Consider the following 26223-nt stretch of genomic DNA (forward strand, 5'->3'; position numbering starts at 1 on the left):
CGCCGCTTTGTCTAAGGTCTACGGCATGACCGATGGCTGGCCCGAGGGTTGGGCGCGTAGGAAGGACGACGGCGTGGCCCGCGACAGGCAACACTCCGTACGCGCGGAGCACCCGCACGCCGCCTACGGGCGCGAGGCCTACGGCGACCCCTACGACGAGCCGTACTCGGGCGACCAGCTCGCCGGAGGCCGGGTGTACCCGGACGGCCCGGCGGGCGGGCCGCCCGCGCGGCGGCGCCGGCGGCGCCGCTGGCCCCGGATCCTCGGCGTGCTCGCCGCCGTCCTGGTCCTGCTGGTCGTCGGCGGCTACTTCTACCTCGACTCGCGGCTCGAGCGGGAGTCGGTCCTGGTCGACTACGCGGGGCGGGTCGGCGACACGCCCGGCACCAACTGGCTGATCGTCGGCTCCGACAGCCGCAAGGGCCTGGACAAGTCGGCCCAGAAGAAGCTCCACACCGGCTACGCGGCCGGGCGGCGCACCGACTCGATGATGCTGATGCACTACGGCGCCGGCGGCACGTCCCTCGTCAGCCTCCCGCGCGACTCCTACGTCCCGATCCCCGGGCACGGCTCGAACAAGCTGAACGCGGCGTTCGCCTTCGGCGGGCCCAAGCTGCTCGCGCAGACCGTGGAGAAGGCCACCGGCGTCCACATCGACCACTACGCCGAGATCGGGTTCAACGGGTTCGTGGGCGTGGTGGACGCCGTCGGCGGCGTCAACATCTGCGTCAAGGAGGACCTCAAGGACCCGAAGGCGGGCATCGACCTCAAGGCCGGCTGCCAGAACCTCAAGGGCAGCGACGCGCTCGGCTACGTCCGGAGCCGCCACTACGCCCGCGCCGACCTGGAGCGCGTCGAGCACCAGCGGCAGTTCTTCGGCGCGCTGATGAAGAAGGCCTCCAGCCCCGCGACGCTCCTCAACCCGTTCCGCAGCGTCCCGCTCGCCCTCCACTCCACCAGCAACTTCCTGGTGGACGACGGCGACCACCTGTACGACCTGGCGCGGATGATGTGGGCGATGCGCGGCGTCAGCAACGGCGGCGTGACGACCACCGTCCCGGTCGGCGGAACCGGGTCCTCGCCGAGCGTCGGCTCCTACATCACCTGGGACAGGACGAAGGCGGCGAAGCTGTTCGGCGCCCTCAAGCAGGGGCAGCCCATCCCGTCCGACCTCGTGCAGAAGTGAGACCCGGGCCCGTCCGCGCCGCCGGTCGCGGGCCCGGCTTGGTTAGAGTCGGGGCATGGCGGATGTGACGCCCGAGGGCGAAGAGGTGGACGACCTGTCGGCGCTGTCGTCCAAGGAACTCCACGACCGTGCGATGGACCTGGCCAAGGAGCGCCGCGACGTCGGCTTCCTGTGGGATCTGCTGCGCGCCATCCCGGCGGCCGCGGCGGCCACCGGCGAGGTCGACCGCGCGGAGTTCGATCTGTTCCACGGGCTGTCGCTGCTGCGCGAGTTCACGCACGCGGGCGAGGGCGACGTCGCCGACGCCCTCCGGCCCTTCTACATCGAGTACCTCGCCGGCCGCGCCGGCTGAGCGGCGTCCGCGCCCCGTCCGGGCCAAGCGGACATGACCTTGTCTTTACCTTCGCTTGATCTCCCTGCACCCCCCCTTGGGCACTACTCTCTGTAGGCATCTGACCGCAGAGGGTGGTTGTAGTGAACAAGAAACATCTGAAGGTGGGCTCTCTCGCCTTTGTGGCGTGGTACGTCATCAGCAAGCCGGAGGGGGCTGCGGGCCTGGTCAACAACGCGCTGAGCGGGCTCGGGAATGCGGCCGTATCGGTGTCGCACTTCATGAACGCCATCTCCACCTAGCGGACGCTCCTCAGGCCCCGTGCCCGCGGCGGGTACGGGGCCCGTCTTCGCGCGCGGTGACCAAGCACTGCCCGTCACGCCACAGTAAAATCCTGCTTTGCGAGAAGACGCGGCTGGGCATCATTGGATCGGGTCAATGTGTCGCTGCGCTACAACAGGGACGGCGTACGGATGAAGAAGAACCTCCGCTATGTGGCCATCGCCTTCGTCATCTTTTACCTCCTGAGCTCACCCCGGGACGCGGCCGGTTTCGTCAACAACGCGTTCACCCAGCTCGGACGGGCCGGCGACCAGGTCGCCGCGTTCGTGTCCAGCCTGGACCTGTCGCCGTGACCCGGTGCGTCCGGGTGGGCGTCCCCGCGGCCCGCGGCGGGGTGATCGCCTAGTATCGGCCACATGTCTTTCTTCGACGTGGAGATCCAGGGTCTGCAGGGCGGGTCGGCGGACCTCGGACAGTACCGGGGCAAGGCCGTGCTCGTCGTCAACGTCGCCTCCAAGTGCGGCCTGACCCCGCAGTACGCCGGCCTGGAGCGGCTGCAGGAGCGGTTCGCCGGGCGCGGCTTCACCGTCCTCGGCGTGCCGTGCAACCAGTTCATGGGCCAGGAGCCCGGCAGCTCCGAGGAGATCGCCGAGTTCTGCTCGGCGACCTACGGGGTCACCTTCCCGATGACCGAGAAGGTCGAGGTCAACGGGGACGGCCGGCACGCGCTGTACGAGGGCCTCGTCGGCACCCCCGACGCCGAGGGGCACACCGGCGACATCCGGTGGAACTTCGAGAAGTTCCTGATCGCCCCGGACGGCGCGGTCGCGGCCCGGTTCGCCCCGCAGACCGAGCCCGAGTCCGCCGACGTCGTCGCCGCCGTCGAGAAGAACCTCCCGGCCTGACCGGCGGTGTGATTCGCGCCACACGGGTTGTCGCTATTGCATCGGGCGTCTAACTTGTGAGGTCGCGATATGACGTGGAGGTGCCCATGAGCGGGTGGACGGCGGCCGACATCCCCGATCTGCACGGCCGGCGGGCGATCGTCACCGGGGCCAACAGCGGCATTGGCTACCACACCGCCCTGCAGCTGGCCCGGCACGGCGCGGCCGTCGTGCTGGCCTGCCGCAGCGCCGAACGCGGCCAGGCCGCCTTCGACCGGATCAGGGCCGCCGCGCCCGGCGCCGACCTGACCCTCGGCGCCCTCGACCTCGCCGACCTGGCGTCGGTGCGCGCGTTCGCGTCCCGGTACGGCGACGCGCCGCTCGACATCCTGGTCAACAACGCGGGCGTCATGGCGCTCCCGCGCCGCACCACCGCCGACGGCTTCGAGATGCAGTTCGGCACGAACCACCTCGGGCACTTCGCGCTCACCGGCCTGCTGCTGCCCGCGCTGCGCGGCGCCGCGTCCGCCCGGGTCGTCACGGTGACCTCCGGAGCCGCCTGGAGCGGCCGGTTCCGCTTCGACGACCTGCAGGGGGAGCGCCGCTACAGCAAGTGGGGCGCCTACGGCCAGGCCAAGCTCGCCAACCTCGTCTTCGCCCGCGAGCTGGACCGCCGCGTCCCCGAAGTCACCAGCGTCGCGGCCCACCCCGGCTACGCCGCCACCAACCTCCAGGAGGCCGGCCCGAAGATGACCGGCAACGCGGTCGCGCAGAAGGCCATGGGCCTCGCCAACGCCGTGGTCGCCCAGCCGGCCGCCGCCGGCGCCCTGCCGTCCCTCTACGCCGCCGTCGCGCCGGACGCCGAGGGCGGCGCCTGCTACGGCCCCCGGGTCCTGCAGTTCCGCGGCAGCCCCGTCAAGGTCGTCACGCCGCCCCAGGCCGCCAAGCCCGGCCTCGGCGACCGCCTCTGGCAGACCTCCGAGTCCCTCACCGGCATCACCTACACCCCCACCCCCGCCTAACCGACCGGGCGGCTCGCCGGGCCGTTCGAGGTCGCGTTCGATCCCGCCGTGCTCACCGGGCCGCGCCGGCGGGAGGTCACGGGGCGCGGGTGAGGTCCCAGTCGAGGGTGGCGGGGAGGGCGCCTTCGAGGGTGAGCAGCCAGCGCTTCACCTCGACGCCGGAGCCGCCGCTGTAGCCGCCGAGCCCGTTCGAGGCGACGACCCGGTGGCACGGGACGATCAGCGGGATCGGGTTGCTCCCCATCACCTGCCCGATGACCTGGGCGTGGACGCCGGTCTCGCTGCGGTCGCCCAGCTCGCCGTAGGTGACCGTCCGCCCGTAGGGGACGGTGTCGTACAGCGTGCTCAGCACCTGCCGCTGGACGTCGCCCGTCAGCCGCCAGTCGATCGGCAGCTCGAACGTCTTCAGGTCGCCGGCGAAGTAGTCGCGCAGCGCCGCGAGCGCCGGGTCGAGCCGGCCGGGCGCGTCCACGACGGGCAGGCCGGTCTTGCGGGCGGCCCGCTCGCGCGCGGCGGGGGTGTCGCGGAAGTCCAGCGACACGATCCCCGTCTCGGTCTCGCTCACGAGCAGCCGCCCCAGCACGGTGTCGACCGTGCCGAACGCGAGGGTCTCGGTCATCGTCGGGTGCTCCCTTCCGGTTCGTTCAGCCTGCCACGCGGGTCCGACATTCACATCAACACCGGGGCGGGCCGTCAGGTTGCGGCCGTGAGGGTCCGGTGCAGCCGGGCGGCCTCCTTCACCAGCCGGCTCGACCCGCCGCGCCCGGCGACGGCCTCCAGTGCGGGGATCGCGCCGCGCGCACCGAGCGTCTCGGCCGTGCGGGTGCCGAGGGCGAGCAGGTCGGGGAGGCCGGTCGGGGCGCGTCCGCCCGGCGCGGGAAGAACCTCGGGCAGTGCGGTGGCGATCGTCGACCAGACGTCCGCGTGCGCGCCGGCGTCGGCGGCGGTGCCGAGCGCCTTCACGACCCGGCCGAGCTTGATGCGGTCGGCGGCGGTGAGCCTGCCGATCGCGGCGCCGGTCTCGGCGGCGGGCATGACGCCGCGCGCGCTTAGGGCGAGCAGGGCGTCCACGGCGTCGGTGCGATGGCGTTCGTGCCGGTTGGCCAGGGTGAAGGCGAGCAGTGTCCCGGTGGCGGCTCCGGCGGGCCCGTCGGCCTCCGCGAGGGCGAGCATCGTCGGGCCCTGCAGCCAGTTCTCGTCGGTCATGCGCGCCTGGTACGGGACGAGGTGGGCGGCGGCGATCTCCCGGTGCGACGGCGTGATCCCCGGCCACCGGGCGAAGAACGAGGAGTACGTCGGCCGCCCGAGGTCCCGCCAGCCCTCTTCGGGAAAGGCGCACAGGCGCGCGACGTCGGTGTCTCCGGGCATGGCGACGGCCGACAGGACGCGGGACGGGAGGCGGAGCGCGCGGTCGCCGAGGGTCGCCTCCGGCTCTGCGAGGATCTCGCACCGGACGTCCGGGTCGGCCGGCGGTCCCTCGGCGAGCCATGCGGCCATCGCCTGCCCGGCCTCGGACGTCAGGCCCTTCGCGCGGGCGGCGGCGGCCGGGTCGATCTCCCGCGGGACGCGGAGCATCGCCTGCGCCAGTTCCGCCCGGCCCGGTTCGGCGCCCGCCGCCTCCAGCCGTTCGAACCGTCCGACGAGCACGTCCGGGTCGAGGTGGCCGGAGGCCGCGGTCGGCGTCGCCAGCAGCACCGGCGCCGTGCCCACGGCGGCGGCGATCTCCCGCCCGCGCAGGGCGAGGAACCGGTCCATCTGCGGGTCGAAGACGGTCCCGCCCTTGCGCGTCCAGCCCTTGACGAACGCGGCGAGCGCCTTGATCAGCCCGCCGGTCGACTTCGGGACGAGGAGGCACCGGACGGCGAGCAGCGGCCAGTTGTCCTCGTGGTGGTTGCCTATCGGCACGTCCGGATTCGCCAGCCAGGGCATCGTGGTCACCACGGGACGCATGGCGTTCCGGGCGGCGTCGATGTCCTCGTAGGCGAACTCCACGAGCGCGGCCAGGAAGCGTTCGACCGCGATTCCGTCCGGGTGCTCGGTGCGCAGCAGGGCGTCGAACTCCCCGGCCAGATCGGAGAGGGAGCCGATCGGCGCGGGCATCTCGCGCGGGACGAACGGGGGCGGCCCGCCCGGCGCCGCGGCCTCGGTGCCGGCGTCCACCGCGCCGAACGATGCGCTGATGGCGGCGCGCAGGTCGCCCGGCAGCCCGGCGGCGGCGTTCCGGACCTCTTCGCGGGCCTCGGCCGACGCCCTGCCGGCATGCTTGACGGCGATCTTGACGGCGCGTTCCCGCAGGTCGAGGACGTCGGACGAGAACACGGCGGTGACGGCGCGGAGCGTGGCGTCCACCCGGTCGCGCTTGCGCGCCGTCCGGTCGGCCCAGCTCAGGCCGGCGCGGACCAGCTTGTTCTCCGGCCGGAACAGCACCGCGCCCGCCGCCTCCTCGAACAGCGGCTCGCCGACCAGCTCCAGCCCGTCGGCCCGGCGGACGGCCCGCAGCGCCAGGTCCGCGACCGTCGACGGCGCGGACGGCAGCAGCCGGGCGTAGTCGCGCACACGCGCGGCGACCTCCTCGTCCGCGGGATCCAGGAGCTCGTGCAACTGCGCGAACCAGCGCAGCTCGTGCGGCGTGCCGCCGCGCAGGAACCGCCGGACGCAGCCGTCGAGCAGCGTGTCGCGGGCGATCCGTCCCGTGGCGGCCAGCTCGGCCAGCGCGTCGGCCCAGGTTCCGCGATCCCCGGCCCACGCCGCGGTGCTCCGGTCGAACGCGAGGGCGGCGCCGACGCCGTCCGCCTCGAACAAGCGGGGGACGAGCGCGTCCAGGAACGGGTCGTCGGCGAGGGCCGTCGGGTCCGCCCCGCCGCTCACCCACATCACGACGAAGGCGTCCGCCGCCGGGGGCGCGGCGTCCGCCGACAGGGTGAGGCCCGCCGCCATGTGCCACCGCGGCAGCGCCTCCTCCGAGAAGTCGGTCACCCGGATGCGCTCGGCGATGCGGCGGCCGGCGTCCGCCCGCCACTCCGCCGGTCGGTGCGCGGTGACCGCGTCCAGGTCCCGGCGCAGCCGGGGGCCCTGGGAGCGCATCCACCACGAGTCGAACTCGCGGCGGCACAGCCAGGCCGCCACGGCGGCGGCCCCGCCGATCGTGCCCGCCCCGGCCAGCATCAGCGGCTGGTGGAAGCCCCTTTCCAGGTCTCCCCACCGGGTCGCGTCGCGCATCTCCTTCAGCCGGCCGGGGAGCCGGTCGGCGACCTCCTTGCGTCCTGCCGTGTCGAGCTCGGAGACCAGGGCCATGACCCGGCCGGTGTCCTTGGCGTCGATCGCGTCGCGGATCTCGTCCCAGCTCATCGCGCCGCCTCCGCGTCCAGCCCGGCGAGGAGCTCGCCGTCGCGCCGGACGATCGTGGCCGCGAGGACGTGCTTGCACGGGCCGCGTTCACCCCGGTGATCGAACCACCACGGGCACGTGCAGGTGACCCGTTCCTCCTCGAACCGGACGCGGCGCTCGCCGCCGTCGGTGGCCACGACCGCCGTGCCGTCGCCGGTGAACCGGACGGCGCCGGTCTCGACCAGCGCCCTCGCCGACCGCAGACGCGGGTTGAGCGCGGCGACGCGCGCCGCGTCGTAGGGCAGCTCGCGGTGGAAGAACGCGGCCTCGGCGGTGTCGAAGCCGACGCGTCCGGACGTGCCGAGCTGCGTCAGCGCCGCCCTCGTCCGCTCGAGCGACAGGCCCGACCGCTCGGACAGCAGGTCCGGGTCCACGCGCGGTTCGAACGACAGCAGCGCGCCGACCAGGTCGGCGTCTCCCGCGACCTCGTCCGCCGCCAGGGCGTCGAGGACCGCGCCCTCGCCGGAGAAACCGCGCGCATGCTCGGGCGACAGCGTCAGGAAGTACCGCATCCCGGGCAGCTCAAGCTCCCACACGCTCGCCACCGGCCCGCTCGCCGCGGCGACGGCCGGCCCGTACGCGCGCAGCGCGCGGGCGAACCGCAGCAGCGGGAGCATGGTCCGCAGCCGGTCCGGCCCGGCCAGGCACACCGCCCCGGGCGCCGGACGCGACGACAGCCGCAGCGTCCGCCCGGCCGGCACCGCCCACAGCGCCCCGCGCTGCCGGGCCGGCAGCGACCGCAGGAACCGCACGGCGTCCGGGCCCTTCAGCTCGGCCCGCGGATCGAACCCGGCCGTGATCACCTGGACCTCGGCGAACCCGCGCAGCCACCGCTCGGGCAGCGGCACCTTCTTCTCCACGACCGCGCCGTCCAGCGTGGTGACCGCCAGCTCCTCGGCACCGACCGCGAGGTGCAGCGGGTCGGACCCGCCGACGCGGGCGAGGGCCTCCCGCAGCGGGCCGTTGACGTCCACGTTGGTGGTGCCGCGTTCGAGCACGTCACCGTCCAGCGCGGGTTCCAGCACGTCGAGCCGCGCGTAGACGCCGCCGCACGCGGAGAACGACTCCATCCGCAGCCGGTCGCCGTTGCAGGTGACCACCGGGTCGCGGAATCCGGTGGGGCGCGGCTGGAAGTAGCGGGTCTTCGCCACGTCGGCCAGCGCGATCAGTGCCGCCGCGGCCGGCGCCGCCTCGGTGAGCACCCCGCTGAAGAAGTGCGGATGGGCCCGCGGCCCCATGCTCGTCGTCCCCCCGGACGTCGACAGCCCGAGAAGGCCGCCGTCCAGCCCGGAGGGACGCGTGTAGGAATACGCCTGTGTCGCCGCAGCACCGCTCGCCATGCCTCCACAAGGTAGAGATCACCGACGACAAAAGCGCTGGAACGGGCGAATCACTCGATGGCGCCCGGGAACAGAAGGGCCAGTTCGCGGGGGTATTCGGCGATGAGGCGGAGTTCGTCGTCGGTGAGGGGCCGGCTGGTCTGAGCGTTGCAGAGCTGGACGAGCTTGAAGGACAGCTCCTCGTCGACGGGTTCGACACCGAGACCGTCCATGACGTGCCGGAATCCGGCCTTGCCGCCGTACTCGCCCGTCAGGACGACCCGGCCGCGCCGGGCGTGCCAGTCGTCGGGGAACGGGCCGAGGGTCTCCTCGTCGTACAGCTCGTAGTTGCCGTGGTCCTTCAGCGCGCCGTCGGCGTGGATGCCCGACTCGTGCGCGAAGGCGTTCCGCCCGACGCCGACCTGGTTGTAGGGGAGCGGCTGGCCGAAGGCGTAGCCCGCCCACAGCGCGAAGCGGCGCGCCCACGACAGGTCGATCGGGTCGCCGATCTCGGCGCCGGTCAGCTGCGGGTCGAAGGCGTGCCGGAACGCGAGGATGGTGGACAGCAGGTCGGCGTTGCCGGAGCGTTCGCCGATGCCGTTGACGCAGGTGTTGATCCAGGCGTCCTGGCCGGCCTGCAGGTCGCCGAGCGCGCCGTGGACGGAGTTGGCGACGGCGAGGCCGAGGTCGTTGTGGCAGTGCGTCTCGACCGGCATGCCGACGGCGGAGGCGAGCTTGGCGAAGCGCTCCCGGATGCGGTCCGGGGTGTCGCCGCCGATGGTGTCGCAGTAGCGGACGCGGTCGGCGCCCGCCTCCTTGGCGGCGAGCGCGAACTCGGTGAGGAAGCCGTCGTCGGTGCGGGAGCCGTCCTCGGCGTTGACCCCGACGGTCCGCGCGCCGCCCGCCTTGGCGGCGCGGACGGCCGCGGTCATCTCGCGGATGACGGCGTCCCGGTCCAGCTTCCCGCGGAACTTGTTCGCGAGCATGTAGTCGGACGTGGAGATGGACAGGTTGTAGTGCGCGAGGCCCTTGCCGCCGGCCCGGACCTGGACGGCCTTCTCCACGTCCTGCGGCACGCCCCGGCACCAGCCCGACAGCCGCAGGTCGCCGAACGCGCCCGCCTCCGCCAGCGCGATCTGCGCCCGGACGTAGGGGACCTCGTGGAACAGGAACGGGAAGCCGATCTCGGACTGCGCGACGCCGAGCCGTCCCAGGTAGAAGTTCACCATCGTCTTGCCGAACTTCGACAGCCCGGTCCGGGCCGTCTGGACGCCGTCGCGGTTGCTGACGTCGAGGAAGTGAATCTGTGGCATGCCCTCAGATTGACATCGGGATCCATATGTATCAATATTGATTAAAATCAATGTCGATGAGGTGATGATGGGCGCGGACGACCAGGTGGCCGGGTGGATCGACGCGGCGGCCGCCGCCGAGCGGCTCGGTGTGAAGCCCGCCACGTTGTACGCCTACGTCAGCCGCGGCGTGCTGCGCCGGCGGCACGCCCCGGACGGCAGGCGCAGCCTGTTCGACGCCGCGCAGGTGGAGGAGCTGGCCCGGCGCGGGAAACCCCGCCGCGGGCCCGGCCCGGGAGAGCTCGCGATCGAGTCCGCGATCACCGCGCTCGGTGGCGACCGGCCCTACTACCGGGGCCGCGACGTCCTCGGCCTCGCGGAGTCCGGCACGTTCGAGGACGTCGCCGGCTGGCTCTGGACGGGCCGCGACGGCGCGGGGGAGGAGCCCTGGCGGGCGCGGGACGAGGGCGTCGCGGCGGCCGTCGCCGCGCAGTCCGGCCTGCCCGAGGGGCTGCTCCCGCTCGACCGCCTCCAGCTGATCGTCGCCGCGCTCGCCGCCGCGGACCCGCTCCGCCACCACCTGGACCCGGAGGGCGTCACCGGCACCGCCCGCTCCCTCATCGCCGGCCTGGTCGAGGCCCTGCCCGCCGTGAACCCGCGTCCGCGACTCGCCGAGGAGGGGGTGGCGGCCCGGTTGTGGGGGAGGCTGTGCCCGCGCCCGCCGGAGGCGGGGACGCTGCGGGCGCTGGAGGCGGCGCTGATCCTGCTGGCCGACCACGAGCTGGCGGCCTCCACGCTGGCGGCGCGCGTGGCCGCGTCGGTGCGCGCCGACCCGTACGCCGTCGTCGCGTCCGGGCTCGGCGTGCTGAGCGGGCCGCTGCACGGCGGCGCGTCCTACGGGGCGGAACGGCTGCTCGCGGAGGTCGCCGCCCCGGCCTCGGCCGCCCAGGTGATCGGCGGGCGGCTGCGCGCCGGCGAGCGCGTCCCCGGCTTCGGACACGTGGTCTACAAGTCGGGCGACGGACGCGCGACGCTGCTGCTGGACCTGGTCCGGGCGGCGGCGCCGGGCCACCCGCGGCTCGCCGCCGCCGAGGCCGTCCTGGACGAGGCGTCCCGGCGCCGGCTGCCCACCGCGAACATCGACTTCGCCGTGGCGGTGCTCGGCGCGGTCGCCGGATTCGTCCCGGGCGCGGGGGAGGCGGTGTTCGCCGTCGCGCGCACCGCCGGATGGATCGCGCACGCCCTGGAGGAGTACGGCGGGGCGCACCCGCTGCGCCCCCGCGCCGTCTACACCGGGCCGCCGCTCCCGGACGCCGCGTCCGCACCGCGCCGGCCCGGGCGGAAACGGTGACCGCCGCCGCGTCCGCGGCCATCCGGGGGTTGTGCGCGGCCGGCGCGGGACCGGGGGTACGCTCGTTGACGTGCGACGGTTCCTCACCCCCGGCTGGCTCGGACTGCATGCGATCGCGGTCCTGCTGTGCGGCGCGTTCATCGGCTTCGGCTGGTGGCAGTACGACCGCGCCCAGGCCGGCAACGACCGCAGCTGGGCGTACACCTTCGAATGGCCGATCTTCGCGATCTTCGTGATCGTGATGTGGATCAAGATGATCCGCGACGAGAAGGCCGGCGTGTCCCCGGCGCCCAGGGTGATCGAGGAGCCGGCCGAGGCCGCGGTCAAGCGCGAGATCATCCGGCAGCAGGAGGAGGAGGACCCCGCGCTCGCGGCCTACAACCGCTACCTCGCGCGGCTCAACTCCCAGACCGACCGGCGCGGCTGACCCGCGCCGCCCGGCGGGCGGCGCCGCGGCCGGCGCGGGGCCGTCCGATGTGTGCGGGCCGCCGGAAGCGGCCGGCCGAGGAAAGGTGTGAACTGTGGAAGGCGCGGTGACCCGGTACCGGATCCTGGCCCTGCTCGTCGGCAGCCTGCTGGTGCTGCTGGTGATCGGCATGATCCTGAAGTACGGTCGGACCGACATGCCCGCGATGGCGGGCATCGTGGCGCCCGTCCACGGGCTGTTCTACATGGTCTACCTGGTGGCGGCCTACGACGTGTGGCGGCGGGCTGACTGGCCGCTGAGCAAGATGGTGCTGATCGTGCTCGGCGGCGTCGTGCCGCTGATGACGTTCTGGGTCGAGCGCAAGGTCGTGACCGAGGCCCGCCAGGTGCGGCCCGCCGGGGCGGCGGAGCCCGAGCCGTCCGGAGCCGACTCCTCCCGCGCCTGACACCTCCCCGCGCCCGGTTCGCCCGGCGTTCGATCCCCCGAGGGCTGGATCATCCGTCCCCCGCGGAGTAACGTTTGACTGAGTCAAACGTGGGAGGTGGCGCGATGGCGGCGTCCGCGGCGGAGGTCGGCACGGTCCGCGGGTTCAACCGGTTCTACACCGGGGTGATCGGGGTGCTCGGCGAGGGGCTGGTGCGCTCGCCCTACTCCCTGACCGAGGCCCGGGTGATCTTCGAACTGGCGCAGCGGGAGGACACCGAGGTGCTGGCCCTGCGCCGCACGCTCGACCTCGACCCCGGCTACCTCAGCCGGATGCTCACCCGCTTCGAGAACGACGGCCTGGTGGTCCGCGAGCGCGCCCCCGGCGACGCCCGCCGGCAGGTCGTCCGGCTCACCGGGCGGGGCCGCGAGGTGCAGGCGATGCTGGACGAGCGGTCCAGCGCCGAGATCAGCACGCTGCTGGAAGGCCTGTCGGAGGACGACCGGCGGCGCCTGCTGGCCGCGATGCGCACCGTCCAGAGCGTCCTCGGCGACCATGCCCGCGCGGACGGCTTCGCCCTGCGCCCGCTCGCCCCCGGCGACCTCGGCTGGGTGGTGGAGCGCAACGGCGCCCTCTATGCCGAGGAGTGCGGCTGGGACCGTACCTACGAGGCCCTCGTCGCCCGGGTCGTGGCCGGCTACGTCGAGGACCACGACCCGGAGCGGGAGAGCGCGTGGATCGCCGAGACCGCCGGTGGCGACCGCGTCGGCGCGGTCTTCTGCGTCCGGCGCGAGGACGACGTCGCCCAGCTGCGCCTGCTGCACGTCGAGCCCGGCACCCGCGGCATGGGCGTCGGCGCCGCGCTGGTCGGCGAGTGCGTCCGGTTCGCCACCGAGGTCGGGTACCGCGAGCTCATGCTGTGGACGACGGCGCTGCAGCGCCCCGCGCACCGCATCTACGAGCGGGCCGGGTTCGTGCTGGAAGAGGAGGAGCCGCCGGTCGCCCGCTTCGGCGACGTGGTGCACGGGCAGGTCTGGCGCAAGAAGCTCTGACCTGCCGGGGTAGGCCCGTTCCGGAGCGCGGCCGCCGGAGCGGGGGCCTGGGAACGAACCGAGGCCCGTGAAGGCGCTCTTGCCTTCACGGGCTCGGTCCCGCAGCGATCCCTTACTGCGTGTGGGCGGCCGGGACGGGGGTCGGACGGAGTTCCGGCCGCCTGGTGCACCGGCGTAGCGCCGGCTTCGATCAGGGCTGATTCCCACCTCCCTCCCGAGCCCGGCCGGACGGGGGCGTGACGGCCCGTCCGGCTTCAGGAGGCGGGCACCACGAGGGCGCCCGGACGGACGGGGGCGTTGGGGCCGGGCCGGCGGCGCAGGTCGGCGGGGCCGCCGGCCCGGCGGTGAGGGGCGCCGGCGCCGCGGGGGCGTACGGCACCGGCGCCCGGTGTTGGTCGCGACGGGAGGCCCGGACCGGTCCGGTGCGGCCGAGGACCCGAGGTGTGTCGCCGCGGCCGGCCGGCAGGGCGCGCGTCGGGGGACGCCGCGTGCCCTGCCGGCCGATCACGGGAACGCCCTCGGCCGCGCCGGCCGGGCCGTACGGCGGACGGTGCGCCGGATCGGTGGGACGCTGCTCACGCTGTGTGCCGGTCATTGCCCACCTCCCCGATCCGACCTGGGACTTTGCCGTCCCAGTGGTCTGCCGTTCACCCTGTGTCACGAACTCGTTGCGGTAAGTACCCGCACGTCATGCGGGCGTAAACCGGGGGTGCCCAAAGAATCATGATCGTCTGGAGGTCTTTGCCGGGGCATTGCCCGCTGACAGGCCGGCGGTCCCTACGCCCGGCCGCCGCGGCCACGGAGCGTGAGCGCGGTGGCGCACAGCAGCATGCCGCGCGTGGTGCGCGGATCGGCGCCGACGAGGCGGGCGATGCGGGCGAGCCGGTTGTCGACGGTGTTGGGATGCACGGCGAGCGCGGCGGCCGCCCGGCGGCGGTCCATGTCGCCGTCGAGGAACGCGCGGAGCGTCTCCAGCAGTTCGGGGTGGGCGTCGAGGGGGTCCAGCGCGGCGGCGACGACGCGGCCGCTGTCGCCGGGGCCGGTCAGGTGGTAGTCGAGCAGGACGTCGCCCAGCTCGTACACGCCGGCGGGCCGTCCGGTGGCCTGCGCGATGCCGGCGATCCGGGCGGCCTGCCGGGACGCGTCCGGGACGTCCGCCGTGCCCTGCGAGCGGGCCGCGCCGGCGATCACGGGCACGTCCGGGGTGCCCGCGCCGACGAGGAGCCGCGCCAGTTCGGGCAGCCGCTCGGCCGCGTGCGACGGCAGCAGGACGCGCACGCCGCGCTCGTCCGGCAGCATCAGCGGTGTGCCCTCGCCGAACCCCTCCAGGCCCGCGCGGATCCGCCGCAGCACGCGGCGCTCCGCGACGCCCGCGTTCGCCGGCCCGTCCTTGAGGCGCAGGTCGAGCACCAGATACGCGTCCGCGAGAGGGATCCCGTACCGGGCCGCGGCCGCACCGGCCGCCTCCCCGGCGAGCAGGGCCCGCGCCACGTCGCGGACGGCCTCGCGCCGCTCGTCCAGCAGCGCCGCCCGCTCCGCCTGGTACGCCTCGGTCACCGCGACGACGACCCGGTTGGTGCCGCGCAACTGGAGGCGGGCCAGCATCAGCAGCGCGTCCGTCTCGTCGGGGCGGGCCTCGGCGACCAGTGCGTCCCAGATGACCTCGGCGCCGATGTGGTACGTGGTCAGCAGCGTCGCCAGGGGGACGCCCTCCTCGGCCCGCTGCGCGGCGCGCTCGCGGAACAGGCGCAGATCGTCCCGGTCGACGGGGGTGCCGGCGGCCATCCGCAGGAACTGCCGGATCGCGTACCGGGCGGTCGCCGCGATCTCCAGGTCCCGCATGTCCGCGGGCAGGTCGGCGTAGTCGGGGATCGCGGCGAAGCGCCGCTCCGCCAGCTCCCGCGCGAGCCGGTTCACCTGCCCCTCGCAGCGCGCCGCTAGCTCCGCCGCGGCCCGCCGCACCCGCTCCTCCTCGATGGCGACCTCCCTGCCGCTGATTGTGACATGTCACAGCCGAAACGGACGAACGCGGGAGAAACGCCGGTTGCCGCCGCGCGCCGCCGGGCGGAAGGGTGATCCGTACCACCCCGCCGTCCGAATGGAGCCCCGTCGCATGGTGGATCCGCCCGCGTCGTCCCGCCGAGCCCGGACGATCCTGGTGCTGCTCGTCCTCTTCATGATGATCAACTTCATGGACAAGACCGTCCTCGGGCTCGCCGGCAAGCACGTCCGGGACGACCTCGGGCTGTCCGACACCGAGTTCGGCTCCCTCGGCAGCGCCTTCTACCTGCTGTTCAGCGTGTCCGGCATCGTCGTCGGCCTCCTCGCCGACCGGGTGCCCGCGCGCCGGCTGCTGGCCGTCCTCGTCGCGGTGTGGAGCGTCTCCCAGCTCGCCGCCGGGCTGCCGGCGGCCGGGCTCGGCGCCCTGCTGGTCACCCGGGTCACGCTCGGCGCGGCCGAGGGCCCCGCGTTCGCGACCGCCAACCACACCGCGTTCGGCTGGTTCCCCGACCGGGAGCGCGCGCTGCCCGGCAGCCTGCTCACCGTCGGCGGCGCGGCCGGCGTCGCGATCGGCGCGCCGCTGCTGGCGGTCGTGGTCACCCGGCTCGGCTGGCGCGCCGCCTTCGCCCTCACCGGCGTCCTCGGCGTGCTGTGGCTGCTCGCCTGGCTCGGCCTCGGCGGCGAGGGCCCGTACGCGTCCCGCGCCGGGACCCCGGCCGACGGGCCCCGCGTCCCCTACCGGCGGCTCCTCACCCGCGGCACCGTCCTCGGCGGCCTCGCGGCGGGCTTCGCCGGGTTCTGGACGATGGCCGTCGCCGTCACCTGGCTCCCGCAGTACCTGCAGCGCGTGCACGGCATCGAGCTGGAGAAGGCGAGCCTGATCGCGGCCGGGACGCAGGTCGTCGGCATCGGGTTCATGCTCGCCGTCGGCTACGCCTCCACCCGGATGATGCGCGCCGGCCGGACGAGCCGGACCGCGCGCGGCGTCCTCGGCGGCGCCGCCGTCGTGACCTCCGGCCTCGCGACGCCGCTGGTCACCCGGGTCGGCGGGGGAGCGGGCCTGATCCTCGTCATGATGATCGCCTTCACCGTCGGGAACGCGTTCTTCGGGCTGATGCAGGCCGCGCTGTCCGAGCTCGTCCCGGCCGCCCGGCGCGGCGCGCTGCTCGGCATCGTCACCGCGGCCGCCTCCACCGCCGGCGCGTTCGGCCCGCTGCTCACCGGCGCGATCGTGGACGCCGCGGCGACCGAGGCGGCCGGCTTCCGGCACGCCTTCGACCTCGGCGCCGCCCTGATGATCTGCGGCGGGCTGCTGGCCGCCGCGCTGATCCGCCCGGCCCACGACCGCGCCTCGCTCGACGCGCCCCCGGCGCCCGCCGTGCTCACCCACTGAAAGGAAGCATCATGGACATCAAGGACTACGCGGACAAGGTCTGGCTCGGCACGGCCGACGACAGCATCGTGCACACCGGCATGGGCGGCTCCGGCGTCATCGAGATCGCCGACGGCCTCGGCTGGCAGCCCGGCTTCGGCAACGTCATCGCCTTCCGCAACGCCGGCGAGCTCATCCTGTTCGACACCGGCAACCAGCTCACCGCCGCGAAGCTGCACGACCGCATCCGCGCCTGGACGCCCGACCCGCTCACCCTCGCCTTCTACTCGCACGGCCACATCGACCACGTCATGGGCATGGGGCCGTTCGACGCCGAGGACGGCCCGCGCACCCAGGTCGTCGCGCACGAGCTCGTCCGCGACCGCTTCGACCGGTACGTCCTGACCGCCGGCTACAACTCGGTGATCAACCAGCGCCAGTTCCAGGCCCCCGACCTGCGCTGGCCCACCGAGTACCGGCACCCCGACGTCACCTACCGCGACGCGCTGACCGTCACCCGCGCCGGCCTCACCTTCGACCTCTTCCACGCCAAGGGGGAGACCGACGACGCCACCGTCGCCTACGTCCCCGAGTACAAGCTGCTGCTGCCCGGCGACCTGTTCATCTGGCTCACCCCCAACTGCGGCAACCCGCAGAAGGTGCAGCGCTACCCCCGCGAGTGGGCGCACGCCCTGCGCCGCATGGCCGCCCTCGGCGCCGAGATCATGATGCCGTCGCACGGCGCGCCGATCTTCGGCGCCGACCGGATCGCCCAGGCGCTCATCGAGACCGCCGAATGGCTGGAGAGCATCATCGACCAGACCCTCGCCATGCTGAACGAGGGCCGCCGCCTCGACGACATCGTGCACGCCGTCGCCCCGCCCGCGCACCTGTCCGACCGCGTCTACCTGCAGGCCAAGTACGACGAGCCCGAGTTCATCGTCCGCAACCTCTGGCGCATGTACGGCGGCTGGTACGACGGCAACCCCGCCCACCTCAAGCCCGCCCGCGACGCCGAGGTCGCCCGCGCCGTCGCGTCCCTGGCCGGCGGAGCCGCCGAGATCGCCGACGCGGCCCGCCGCGCCGCCGCCGGCGGCGACCTGCGCCTGGCCGCCCACCTCGCCGAGATGGCCGTCCAGGCCGACCCGGACGACGCGTCCCTGCACGAGGCCCGCGCCGAGGTCTACGCCGCCCGCGCCGAGTCCGAGCCGTCGCTCATGGCCACGGGCGTCTTCAAGTGGGCCGCCGACGAGTCCCGCCGCGCCACCGGCCAAAAGGAAACCCCCGCCACCCTCGGCAAACTCATCTCCTGACCCATCCTGGAGGGAGACGCCGTGTGTCGCGGCGTCCCCTTCGTGCCAGGTGACGGCGCGCAGAACGGGAGTGGGCCGGCCTTCCGGACTGTCGGCCATGCCTGTTAGCAATGCGCCGTGACGAATCCGATTTCCTGGTCCGACCTGCTCGGCATGTCGGCATCGGTGACCCTGATCGAGACCCGGGACGTCGATGCCGTGGCACGCGCGTACGGCGGCCGCCTGAACGAGGCGCGCCGCGGCGGCCTCGACGAGCTCGGCGATTCCTTCGACGAGGCGGGTCCGCAGGTCGCGGTCCGCCGGGTGGGCGACTGGGTGATCGCCGTCGAGGACAACGGTCACCAGGGCTCCCGGCGTGAGGTGCTGCGCCGTCTCGCCTTGGATGCGCGGGCCGTCAACGTGTACTGGTATCCCGACAATCCAGGCCGCTTCGCTTACGCCGCCGGCGGCCGAGTGCTGACGGCATTCGAGTCGACGTGGCCGGAGCGGCGGAGTGGTGCCGACCCGGACCGTTTCGCCGAGGAGATCGCCGGAATCCCATGGGACGACCCGGCGATCGGCTGCGCGGCGAATTCCTGATCGTCCCGATCACGGAATGGGAGGACGATCTGCCGGACGAGAACTTCCTCGGCGAGGTCGACTCACTGTCCTTCGACGAGCCGCTCATCGGCCACGCCCTTCGTCACGCCGGCACCCCGACCCTGCGCCGGACCGCTCTGGCCGCAGCCCGGTACGCGGCGGAAGCGGTCGGTGCGCTGGAACTTCCAGAGGTCGCCGCCGCGCTCGCGGGACGTCCTGCCGACCTCGGCGCACTCGTCCGCGCATTGACGGACGAGTGGCAGAGGACGCGCGACGGCATGCCGCGCGTGAAGGCCGTCGAGGCGGTGAGGGCGGCGGACGGTCCGAACCCGCTGGCCTCCGCGTACGGCGCGGTCTCCGCCGCCCGCTCCGCCCTCCTCTTCGCCGATCAGCCGTTCGACGGGTTGCGCGTCGTCGTCCCTCGGCCTGCCGCTGCCGGGCCTGGGCGGAACCGTCCAAGCCCCGGGCGTGCTCGCACTCGCGGAACGGCTGACGGGTGTCGCGCTCACCCCGGAGTCTCTGGACGAGCCGCACCTCCTGGTGCCGCTCGCAGGCTGAGCCGGGCGAGGGTGGTGTCGAGGGGCTGGGCGCCGGCGGGCGGCGCGGTGGTGGTGTCCCACCAGCGGATCGCGCTGATCTCGTCGTTGGGGACGAACCGGTGGCGGGCGGTGACCTGCCCGGCGTAGACGGCGGCGTACTCGTCGCGGGCCGGATCGACGAGGCGGAAGCGGGCGTGGCCAACGAGAGCGAGGGCGGGCAGATGCAAGCCGGTCTCTTCGCACAGTTCCCGGACGGCCGCTTGCAGGGAGCTCTCGCCGGGGTCGATCCGGCCGCCCGGAAGCTCCCATTGGCGGCGGTGTCGGTCGAAGACCAGGGGAACGGACGTTCCGTGGCGGACGACGACCAAGGCGGCGGGCATCGGAGCGTCGCTGGGGACCTCGGAAGTGGAAACGGCGGGCAGGAACGCGGTCAGGGCGTTGCCCTCCGCATCCACCGCCAATGCCCGGCCCATGGGAGACAGGGTAGGCGGCGCCCGTTCCGGACGAAGGCTTCCTTGCGGATGGTCGGCGATTCCGGTGGCGCCGCCGACCGGCTGGTCGATGTTCTAGGCATTGAGGGGCGTCTCGCAGAGAGCGCAGACGTAGTGGTCGTCTTTGACGATGTTGCTTTGGCCGCACTGAGGACAGCGGCGGAAGACGATGGGCCGGGTGAACGCGGCCGGGTGGTCGACGCCGGCCCGGTCGAGCGCCGCCGCGACGGCCGGCCAGGAGATGACATCGGGGCAGTACCCGGTCGACTGGTTGCTGATCTCGCCGACGATCAAGCGGCCATGCTCGCGGACGAAGGTGATCTCGCCCGCGCTCAGGACGGGCTCGCCGCCGGCGCACGCGACGTGCTCGCTCCGCCGCGGAGCGAGACGCAGAGTGCCGGTCAGGTCGACGACGAAGGTGAAAGGCTCCGTTCGATCTTCCTCGGGCTGCCGTGCCAGCCAGCCGGCGAGGTCGTCGTGGGAGGTGATGCCTTGCCCGCGGCGGTCGGCCGCGACCTGCTCGAGAATCTCCGCGGGCCCGACGTAGCCGTAGTGCGTCAGGCCGCCGAGGAGGTGTCGGGCATCGACCGATGGTTGTTGCCCGCACCCGCTACGGCGCCAGGAGGAGGACCGTCATCCTGCCGTCCTTCCGTATCGCGTGAGGACGGCGGCGCCGGCCTGCTCGGCCGACAGGCACTCCAGGTACGTGGGCGGGCCGTCGGTGGGGAAGAGCCGCTCGCCGGTGCCGAGGACCGTGGGGAAGGTCAGGAGCCGGTACTCGTCGATCAGATCCTCGGCCATCAGCGCGCGCACGACGCTCACGCTTCCAGTGACGATCACATCGCACCGCTCGCGTTTGACGGCGTCCACCAGGCTGCCATCGATGACCTGGGAGTTCCCCCACGCCGACGCGTCGGTCAGGGTGCGGGAGGCGACCAGCTTCCGGGCGGCGTTCATTCGCGCGGAGAACGGGTCGTCGCGTCCCGGCCAGAGCCGCGAGAACAGCTGCCAGGTCGTCCGCCCCAGCAGCATCACCCCCTCGTCCAGGGTGCTCCCGAGCCGGAACTTGTCCCCGGCGACCGTCTCGGGGCCGTGCCGGAACGCCCAGCCGCCGGTCGGCGTGCCCCCGAACCCGTCCGGGTCGGACACGATTCCGTCCAGAGTGATGAACTGAATGACGATGACGCTCACGATGGACGTCCCTTCGGTCGATGCTCAGCCGTATGTACCGGCGGCACCGACCCGACTCATCGCCTTCGGCGGAACTCGTCGACGGAAATCTTCTCCGGCAGGCCGAGCGCCTCGAACACGCTGCCGGTCTTTCAGGCGCACCGCGCGGAAGGGCCGCGCGGTGCGCCGACGCGTTCGGGGCCGTGGCTGATCAGGTCGCTTGCAGCGGGCGGGCGGTGACCGACCGGGACCGGAAGCCGCCCGCCTCGACCGCCTTGACGAGGAGGTCGCGGACGGACCGGGGCTCGGTCTTCAGCAGGCCGGTCAGGTCGGTGTCGCGGGCTTCCATGAAACCCGCGTTGATGTTCGCGAACAGCGAGAGGGAGTGTCCGGCCTGGTAGGGCTCAAGGCCGAAGGCCGCCAGCCCTTCCCGTGTTTCGCCGAGCGGGATCGGCCGGTAGTCGACCGGACGGCCGAGCGTCTCGGTGAGCATCTCGGCGATGTCCAGGCCCCCGACCGCCGTGACCCCCTCCAGTTCGTACGTCTTCCCGGCGTGACGGCCGCGCCCGCCCGCCGCGAGGTCCTCCTGCGTTTCGGCCGCGACGCGGACCGCCACGTCCGCGAGATCCTCCCTGGCGACGACCGACACCCGGCCCGCCCCCAGCGGGGCGGCGAAGACACCGGTCTCGGCGGCGGAGGCGGCGCCCATCACCGCCAGCCCCACCGGCGTCTCGGCGTACAGCCCGTTGCGCAGGACCGTCACGTCGAACGGCGCCGCGGCCAGGCGCGCCTCGGTCCAGCGGTGCGCCAGCGCGAGCGACGTCAGCTCGCCCGAGCCCGCCAGGCTCGTGTAGACGACATGCCGGACCCCCGCTGCGGCGGCCGCGTCGACCACCGCCCCATGACGGGCCAGGACCACGTCGTCCTCCGCGTACCCGGCGGAGACGAACACCAGCACGTCGACGCCCTGAAAGGCTCCGGCCAGGCTCGCGGGGTCGTCGAAGTCGACCCGGCGAGCGGTCGAGCCGCCGCCGGAGCTGGTGCCCGCCGCCACTTCGAGGCCGTCGACCGCGGACAGGCCGTCCAGGATCAGGCCGCCGAGCGACCCGGAAACACCGGTAACGAGAATCATCGGGACACTCCCTGCGTTGATCAGTGAAAGCAGTTCCGAGGATCCGCGCAAATCGGCGGAGCCGTAAGGAGGCATTCTGATGTCGGTCACGAACACCGCCGTAAGTTCCCAGGTCGACGCGCTTCCCGGGCCTTGCGGCGATGACGACTGCGGTATCCGGGACGTGCTCGACCGGCTCGGCGACCGATGGTCGGTCCTGGTCGTCGTCGAGCTGTCGAAGGGCGTGCGGCGGTTCGGCGAGCTCGAGCGGGCGATCCCGGGGATCTCGCAGCGCATGCTGACGCTGACCACCAAGCGGCTCTGCCGGGACGGCCTGGTCGAGCGGACCGTCTACCCGACCATCCCGCCGCGGACCGACTACCGCCTCACCCCGATGGGGCGCAGCTTCTCCGACGCCGTCCAAGCCCTCGCGGACTGGTCACGCGATCACAAGGAGGCCCTCGGCGACGCCCGCGCCCGCTGGGACGCCGAGGCCGCCGACCCGAACGTGCCCACTGCACGGGCCAGGTAGGTGCGGACGGGGCCAGGCCCGCGCGGACGGCCACGGCAACTACCGAACCGGGGGCGCGGCCGGGCGTCGAAGGCCCTGCGGCGCCGCCGATTCGCGGGCCGTGCCGGCTAGGGCCGGCCGGCGGGGGCTCGGCGCCGGTGCGGGGTCAGGCGGTGGTGCGGGTGATGGTGACGGCCGGGTCCAGCTTGAAGTCGCCGGTGAGGGCGAGGGTGTCGCCGGTCTTGACGGTGCCTCCGAAGCAGCCGGCGGTGACATTGGAGACCGTGCCGCTGGTGAGCTTCAGGGTGTGGGTGCTGTTGGTGTAGGTCGCGGCGAACTTGTTGAGGTAGATGGCGCAGTCGGGGGTGCTGAACGCCACGGTGATCGGAATGCCGTCGGTGTTGGCGGCGGTGAGGGCGGTGGTGCCGGTGGTGGCGTTGTAGCCGGTCGCGGTGTAGTCGATGGTCCCGAAGGCGGGCGTGCCGCCGAAGAAGGTGCTCCGCGTGCCCTGGGAGTCCGCACATGTGCCGAACACGCTGCCGGTCTTGACGACGACCGGGGTGGCGGCGGTGGACGTCAGCTTGGGAACGTGGCCGTACTGCCCGGCCCCGGCGCAGGTGAACAAGGTCTTGCCGGCCGCCGTGCGCAGTGTCACGTCGGCGGTGGACTTGAAGGCGGTGTCGGCGGTGGTGGTGACGCGCCAGGTGCTGGTGGCGGCGTGCGCGGCCGGTGCGGCCAGCGCCAGGGGCACGGCGGCCGCCGAGACGACGGCCGGCAGGGCGCGGAGGGCGCGCGAGCGGCGCGGGGACGTGGCGCCGGAGCGCGAAAAAGTGGAAGGCATGGGGGGTGAAGCCTCCTTGGGGCCGCCTGGAGCGACCAGGGCGCCCGAAGATCAACGAGCGGACGAGGCCACGGTAAAACGATCATCGGTCAAGATCAATACGTGGTTCGGGGCCAATGATCGAAGGCCGTCACCGTGCGCCGCGCCGCCGCTCCGGTGTCCGTTCTGACGCGTGCGCTTTGACGGACCTCATCGCCGATTATGCGTGGGCGACGCTTCGGAATGCGGACGCTTATGATCGCGGCATGGCGTCCGATGCCTTTGATTCGTCCAGCGCCGTGTCCGGCGAGACGGCGGCCGGGGGGCGCGCAATGTCCCGGCTCGTCGCGTGGCTGACAGGGTGGTGGCTCGCCAGCCCGCTCCCGTCGTCGGCCTCGTGGTGGCGTCGACCGGGCGGCGACGCCGGGCGTGCGGGCGCTTCGCCCTGATGGGGTGGAGCAGATTCACCCCAAGGATCGAGAAAGCCATGGCGGGAATGAGCAGGTAGAACAACGCTCTCTGTTTTCCCTTGCTCCACCGCGCCGCTGGACCTTGCACGCGGAGGGGACAGCGAGAGGAGCCCTTGACGTGGATCCTGCTCAGCGCGGCCGCAGCCCGCGCAGGGCGAGGTCGGCGACGCTTTCGGTGAACGCCTCGTCGTGCGGGCCGGGCGCGACCAGGAGGCGGTAGTACAACTGGGCGTAGATGAGATCGATGGCGCGGTACGGGTCGATGTCGGGGGCGACCTGTCCTTCGTCCTGCGCGCGGCGGATCCGGACGGCGACCCGGTCCCTGGCGGGACCGATGAGGCGGTCTCGCAGTTCGATGGCGAGGTCCGGGTCGTGCTGGGCCTCGCCGACGAGCCAGGCCAGCACGGGGCGCGAGTCACCGATCGCGCCGAGCCAGGAGTCCTTGACCATTCGCTTCAGGTCGGCTTCGAAGTCGTCGCTCTGCGCTGATTGGAGGTGCTTGAAAAGCCGGTCCTCCAGGCGCTGTGCCCAGGCGTCCAGGACGACCGCGCCCTTGGACGGCCACCAGCGGTAGATCGTCCGCTTGCCGACGCCCGCGCGCGCCGCGATGCCCTCGATGCTGACCTTCGCCAGGCCGCTCTCGCTGGCCATGGCCAGCGCGGCCTCGAGTATCGCGGCGGTCGCCTGAGGGTTGCGCCGGGCGGGATCGGGCGTGTGCGGAGGGCTCATCTCACCTCGTTTCCATTGGCCCCTCAAGCTACCGCACCCGGGAGACGATCCGGTCCGTGTTGACAGCGCCTCGGTGCACTGCCGTATCGTCCGGAGAGCCGAACCGGTCCGTATCGCGATACGGACCGGTTCGGATCCCGCGCGAGGTGAGCGGGACCCCCCTCCGGAAAGAGATCTCATGCGCAACGAGCTCTACGACTACAGCCCGATCACCGAACGCCCGCCCATCGCCTGGCCCGGAGGGGCCCGCGTAGCGTTCTATGTGGGGCTCAACGTCGAGCACTTCGTGCTGGGCAAACCGTCCACCAGCATCAACCAGGGGACCGCGGAGCTCGTGCCCGACCCGCTGAACCACGGTTGGCGCGACTACGGCCCCCGGGTGGCGATCTGGCGGATGATCGAGGCGTTCGACCGCCACGGCGTACGCCCGAGCGTGCTGCTCAACTCCGACGTCGCCGAGCAGTACCCGCAGATCATCGAGGCCGGCACCGCCCGGGACTGGGCCTGGCTCGCGCACGGCAAGAACAACTCCACCGTGCAGCCCGAGGTGGAGGCGCAGGAACGGGCGTACCTGACCGACGTCGTCGAGACCATCGAGAGGGCCACCGGACGGCGTCCCCGCGGTTGGCTGGGACCGGCCCTGAGCGAAACGTTCCAGACTCCGGCGCTGCTGGCCGAGCTCGGCCTGGACTACCTGCTGGACTGGACCAGCGACGACCAGCCGTACCGGCTGAACGTGCCCGGCATGATGAGCGTCCCGTACACCCTTGAGCTCAACGACCTGGGGCTGTTCACCGCCCACTCCATCAGCGGCCCCGACTTCGTGCAGATCGTCAAGGACCAGCTCGACCAGCTGTACGCCGACTCCGAGCACAGCGGGCGGGTCATGGCCCTGGCCCTGCATCCGTTCGTCACCGGCCAGGCGTTCCGCCTGAAGTACCTCGACCAGGCGCTCGAGTACGTCGTGAACCACCCTGGCGTGTGGAACACCACCAGCGACGACATCGCCGCGCACTACGCCGCCACCGCCGGCCAAGCGACGTGACGCCGGCCAGGACACCACACTTCATCAATCCCGGGCCCTGATTCCTGTAGCAGAGGAACCCCGCGCGAGCGGAGGAGTGGTCGCCGTCGCCGCGCCGCCTACGTCCCGCAGCCGCCTGAAGGGACGGCCGGAAGCACGGCGGCCGCACCGGGCCGTTACGGTTTCCCGTGGTGGCATCGCGGGACGGGAGGCGTGCCGTGGATGGTGAGGAGGACGGGTTCGCCGCCCATCGTGACCTGATGATGGGGGTGGCCTACCGCATGCTCGGCCGGGTGACCGACGCTGAGGACGTGGTGCAGGAGGCGTGGCTGCGCTGGTCCAAGGTCGACGCGGAGGCGGTGGCCGATCCGGAGGCGTTCCTGGTGAAGGTCACCACCCGGCTGGCCATCGACCGGCTCCGCCGGGTGCGGGCCGCCCGCGAGACCTACGTCGGGGAGTGGCTGCCCGAACCGCTCCGCACCGTGGACGACGCCGCCGATGACGTCGTCCGTGCCGAATCGGTGTCGCTGGCGTTGCTGGTGGTCCTGGAGACGCTGTCGCCGCTGGAGCGCGCGGTGTTCGTCCTCCGGGAGATCTTCGGGTTCCCGTACGCGGAGATCGCGGCGACGTTGGACAGGGCCGAACCGGCGGTGCGGCAGCTCGCGTCCCGCGCCAGGGCGAACGTGCGCGCCCGGCGGCCCCGCTTCGACGTGGACCCGATCGTCCACCGCAGGGTCACCGACGCGTTCGTCGGCGCCTGCCTGAACGGGACGCTGGACGGGCTGCTGGCCCTGCTCGCCCCCGACGTCCGCCTGATCGCGGACGGCGGCGGCGAGGCCCTGGCGCCGCGCCGGGTCGTCACCGGCTCCGAACCGGTGGCGCGTTTCCTGCTGCGGGTACTGCGGCTCCGGCCGGGGTTCTTCGACTCGGTCGGGGTGGACGCGACCGCGCCGATCGGGTTCCGGCCGGCCACCGTCAACGGCCTGCCCGCCATCCTGCTCACCGCCGGAGAGCGCGTCGTCGTCTGCTTCCAGCTGGAGGTCACCGACGGCGCGATCAGCGCCTGCTACCTCATCGTCAATCCACGGAAACTCACCGGAGTCCTGTCACAGGACGGCTGGGCGCTGCGTCCTTGA

The 26223-nt window shown here is 73.1% G+C and carries 27 protein-coding genes; 16 read left to right on the forward strand and 11 right to left on the reverse strand.

From position 1 onward, the window contains the following. The first annotated feature begins 25 nt into the window (after positions 1 to 25). From ACA514_RS04385 to ACA514_RS04410, 6 genes are all read left to right on the forward strand, one after another. On the forward strand, positions 26 to 1186 hold the full coding sequence (locus tag ACA514_RS04385; RefSeq protein WP_375039671.1) for an LCP family protein: 1161 nt from the start codon (positions 26 to 28) through the stop codon (positions 1184 to 1186). Between the two features lie 55 nt (positions 1187 to 1241). Continuing rightward, on the forward strand, positions 1242 to 1538 hold the full coding sequence (locus tag ACA514_RS04390) for a hypothetical protein (RefSeq protein WP_344268457.1): 297 nt from the start codon (positions 1242 to 1244) through the stop codon (positions 1536 to 1538). Positions 1539 to 1660: 122 nt separating this feature from the next. Then, positions 1661 to 1819: a hypothetical protein gene (locus ACA514_RS04395; protein WP_344268455.1), complete on the forward strand. Its 159-nt coding sequence runs from the start codon at positions 1661 to 1663 to the stop codon at positions 1817 to 1819. Positions 1820 to 1990: 171 nt separating this feature from the next. After that, entirely contained in the window at positions 1991 to 2152 is a 162-nt protein-coding gene (locus tag ACA514_RS04400) for a hypothetical protein (protein ID WP_285917825.1), read from the forward strand. A gap of 63 nt (positions 2153 to 2215) precedes the next feature. Beyond that, positions 2216 to 2704, forward strand: a complete 489-nt coding sequence (locus tag ACA514_RS04405) for a glutathione peroxidase (protein WP_375039672.1) — start codon at positions 2216 to 2218, stop codon at positions 2702 to 2704. Positions 2705 to 2790: 86 nt separating this feature from the next. Next, positions 2791 to 3705: an oxidoreductase gene (locus tag ACA514_RS04410; RefSeq protein WP_375039673.1), complete on the forward strand. Its 915-nt coding sequence runs from the start codon at positions 2791 to 2793 to the stop codon at positions 3703 to 3705. A gap of 76 nt (positions 3706 to 3781) precedes the next feature. On the opposite strand, the gene ACA514_RS04415 is transcribed toward ACA514_RS04410, so the two are convergent. The 4 genes from ACA514_RS04415 to ACA514_RS04430 all read right to left on the reverse strand — a co-directional run bounded on the left by ACA514_RS04415 (position 3782) and on the right by ACA514_RS04430 (position 9724). Continuing rightward, positions 3782 to 4324, reverse strand: a complete 543-nt coding sequence (locus ACA514_RS04415; protein ID WP_375039674.1) for a methylated-DNA--[protein]-cysteine S-methyltransferase — start codon at positions 4322 to 4324, stop codon at positions 3782 to 3784. 74 nt (positions 4325 to 4398) lie between these two features. Further along, entirely contained in the window at positions 4399 to 7053 is a 2655-nt protein-coding gene (locus ACA514_RS04420; RefSeq protein ID WP_375039675.1) for a DUF6493 family protein, read from the reverse strand. Beyond that, positions 7050 to 8432 (reverse strand): SWIM zinc finger family protein, encoded by a 1383-nt coding sequence (locus tag ACA514_RS04425; RefSeq protein WP_375039676.1) that lies wholly within the window; start codon positions 8430 to 8432, stop codon positions 7050 to 7052. Before ACA514_RS04425 ends, ACA514_RS04420 begins: the two co-directional genes overlap by 4 nt. Before the next feature lie 50 nt (positions 8433 to 8482). Then, positions 8483 to 9724: a hypothetical protein gene (locus ACA514_RS04430; protein WP_375039677.1), complete on the reverse strand. Its 1242-nt coding sequence runs from the start codon at positions 9722 to 9724 to the stop codon at positions 8483 to 8485. A gap of 64 nt (positions 9725 to 9788) precedes the next feature. On the opposite strand from ACA514_RS04430, the gene ACA514_RS04435 reads away from it, so the two are divergent. From ACA514_RS04435 to ACA514_RS04450, 4 genes are all read left to right on the forward strand, one after another. Continuing rightward, positions 9789 to 11054, forward strand: a complete 1266-nt coding sequence (locus ACA514_RS04435) for a citrate/2-methylcitrate synthase (RefSeq protein ID WP_375039839.1) — start codon at positions 9789 to 9791, stop codon at positions 11052 to 11054. Between the two features lie 70 nt (positions 11055 to 11124). Next, the gene (locus tag ACA514_RS04440) at positions 11125 to 11481 is read left to right on the forward strand and encodes a hypothetical protein (RefSeq protein ID WP_375039678.1); all 357 of its coding nucleotides are present in this window, start codon (positions 11125 to 11127) and stop codon (positions 11479 to 11481) included. 94 nt (positions 11482 to 11575) lie between these two features. After that, complete coding sequence (locus tag ACA514_RS04445; RefSeq protein ID WP_375039679.1) at positions 11576 to 11926, forward strand: DUF3817 domain-containing protein; 351 nt, start codon at positions 11576 to 11578, stop codon at positions 11924 to 11926. A 104-nt stretch (positions 11927 to 12030) separates the two neighbouring features. Further along, positions 12031 to 12957, forward strand: a complete 927-nt coding sequence (locus tag ACA514_RS04450; protein WP_375039680.1) for a GNAT family N-acetyltransferase — start codon at positions 12031 to 12033, stop codon at positions 12955 to 12957. 777 nt (positions 12958 to 13734) lie between these two features. Here ACA514_RS04450 and ACA514_RS04455 read toward each other — a convergent pair. Beyond that, entirely contained in the window at positions 13735 to 14919 is a 1185-nt protein-coding gene (locus ACA514_RS04455; protein WP_375039681.1) for a PucR family transcriptional regulator, read from the reverse strand. A 151-nt stretch (positions 14920 to 15070) separates the two neighbouring features. Here ACA514_RS04455 and ACA514_RS04460 point away from each other — a divergent pair, with 151 nt between their 5' ends. From ACA514_RS04460 to ACA514_RS04470, 3 genes are all read left to right on the forward strand, one after another. Next, entirely contained in the window at positions 15071 to 16351 is a 1281-nt protein-coding gene (locus ACA514_RS04460) for an MFS transporter (RefSeq protein ID WP_375039682.1), read from the forward strand. Positions 16352 to 16362: 11 nt separating this feature from the next. Then, positions 16363 to 17643: an alkyl sulfatase dimerization domain-containing protein gene (locus tag ACA514_RS04465; protein WP_375039683.1), complete on the forward strand. Its 1281-nt coding sequence runs from the start codon at positions 16363 to 16365 to the stop codon at positions 17641 to 17643. Positions 17644 to 17808: 165 nt separating this feature from the next. Then, on the forward strand, positions 17809 to 18222 hold the full coding sequence (locus tag ACA514_RS04470) for a DUF6461 domain-containing protein (RefSeq protein WP_375039684.1): 414 nt from the start codon (positions 17809 to 17811) through the stop codon (positions 18220 to 18222). A gap of 505 nt (positions 18223 to 18727) precedes the next feature. Here the strand turns inward: ACA514_RS04470 and ACA514_RS04475 are convergent. From ACA514_RS04475 to ACA514_RS04490, 4 genes are all read right to left on the reverse strand, one after another. Continuing rightward, complete coding sequence (locus ACA514_RS04475) at positions 18728 to 19234, reverse strand: NUDIX hydrolase (protein WP_375039685.1); 507 nt, start codon at positions 19232 to 19234, stop codon at positions 18728 to 18730. A 93-nt stretch (positions 19235 to 19327) separates the two neighbouring features. Beyond that, positions 19328 to 19546: a hypothetical protein gene (locus ACA514_RS04480; RefSeq protein ID WP_375039686.1), complete on the reverse strand. Its 219-nt coding sequence runs from the start codon at positions 19544 to 19546 to the stop codon at positions 19328 to 19330. Between the two features lie 339 nt (positions 19547 to 19885). Continuing rightward, complete coding sequence (locus ACA514_RS04485) at positions 19886 to 20443, reverse strand: dihydrofolate reductase family protein (protein WP_375039687.1); 558 nt, start codon at positions 20441 to 20443, stop codon at positions 19886 to 19888. A gap of 190 nt (positions 20444 to 20633) precedes the next feature. Further along, complete coding sequence (locus ACA514_RS04490; RefSeq protein ID WP_375039688.1) at positions 20634 to 21554, reverse strand: NmrA family NAD(P)-binding protein; 921 nt, start codon at positions 21552 to 21554, stop codon at positions 20634 to 20636. Positions 21555 to 21633: 79 nt separating this feature from the next. On the opposite strand from ACA514_RS04490, the gene ACA514_RS04495 reads away from it, so the two are divergent. Next, positions 21634 to 22065 carry a winged helix-turn-helix transcriptional regulator gene (locus tag ACA514_RS04495; protein ID WP_375039689.1) on the forward strand — a complete coding sequence of 144 codons (432 nt, stop codon included), beginning with the start codon at positions 21634 to 21636 and terminating at the stop codon, positions 22063 to 22065. A gap of 145 nt (positions 22066 to 22210) precedes the next feature. Here ACA514_RS04495 and ACA514_RS04500 read toward each other — a convergent pair whose 3' ends face one another. Together ACA514_RS04500 and ACA514_RS04505 are read right to left on the reverse strand one after the other, a co-directional pair. After that, positions 22211 to 22885 (reverse strand): hypothetical protein, encoded by a 675-nt coding sequence (locus tag ACA514_RS04500; protein WP_375039690.1) that lies wholly within the window; start codon positions 22883 to 22885, stop codon positions 22211 to 22213. Between the two features lie 578 nt (positions 22886 to 23463). Further along, a complete protein-coding gene (locus ACA514_RS04505; protein ID WP_375039691.1) occupies positions 23464 to 24063 on the reverse strand; it encodes a TetR/AcrR family transcriptional regulator in 600 nt (199 codons plus the stop codon). Positions 24064 to 24241: 178 nt separating this feature from the next. On the opposite strand from ACA514_RS04505, the gene ACA514_RS04510 reads away from it, so the two are divergent. Then, on the forward strand, positions 24242 to 25108 hold the full coding sequence (locus ACA514_RS04510) for a polysaccharide deacetylase family protein (protein ID WP_375039692.1): 867 nt from the start codon (positions 24242 to 24244) through the stop codon (positions 25106 to 25108). Between the two features lie 197 nt (positions 25109 to 25305). After that, positions 25306 to 26223 carry an RNA polymerase sigma factor SigJ gene (gene sigJ / locus ACA514_RS04515; RefSeq protein WP_375039693.1) on the forward strand — a complete coding sequence of 306 codons (918 nt, stop codon included), beginning with the start codon at positions 25306 to 25308 and terminating at the stop codon, positions 26221 to 26223.

The organism is Actinomadura sp. NTSP31 (genome assembly GCF_041951385.1).
GTDB lineage: Bacteria > Actinomycetota > Actinomycetes > Streptosporangiales > Streptosporangiaceae > Spirillospora > Spirillospora napierensis.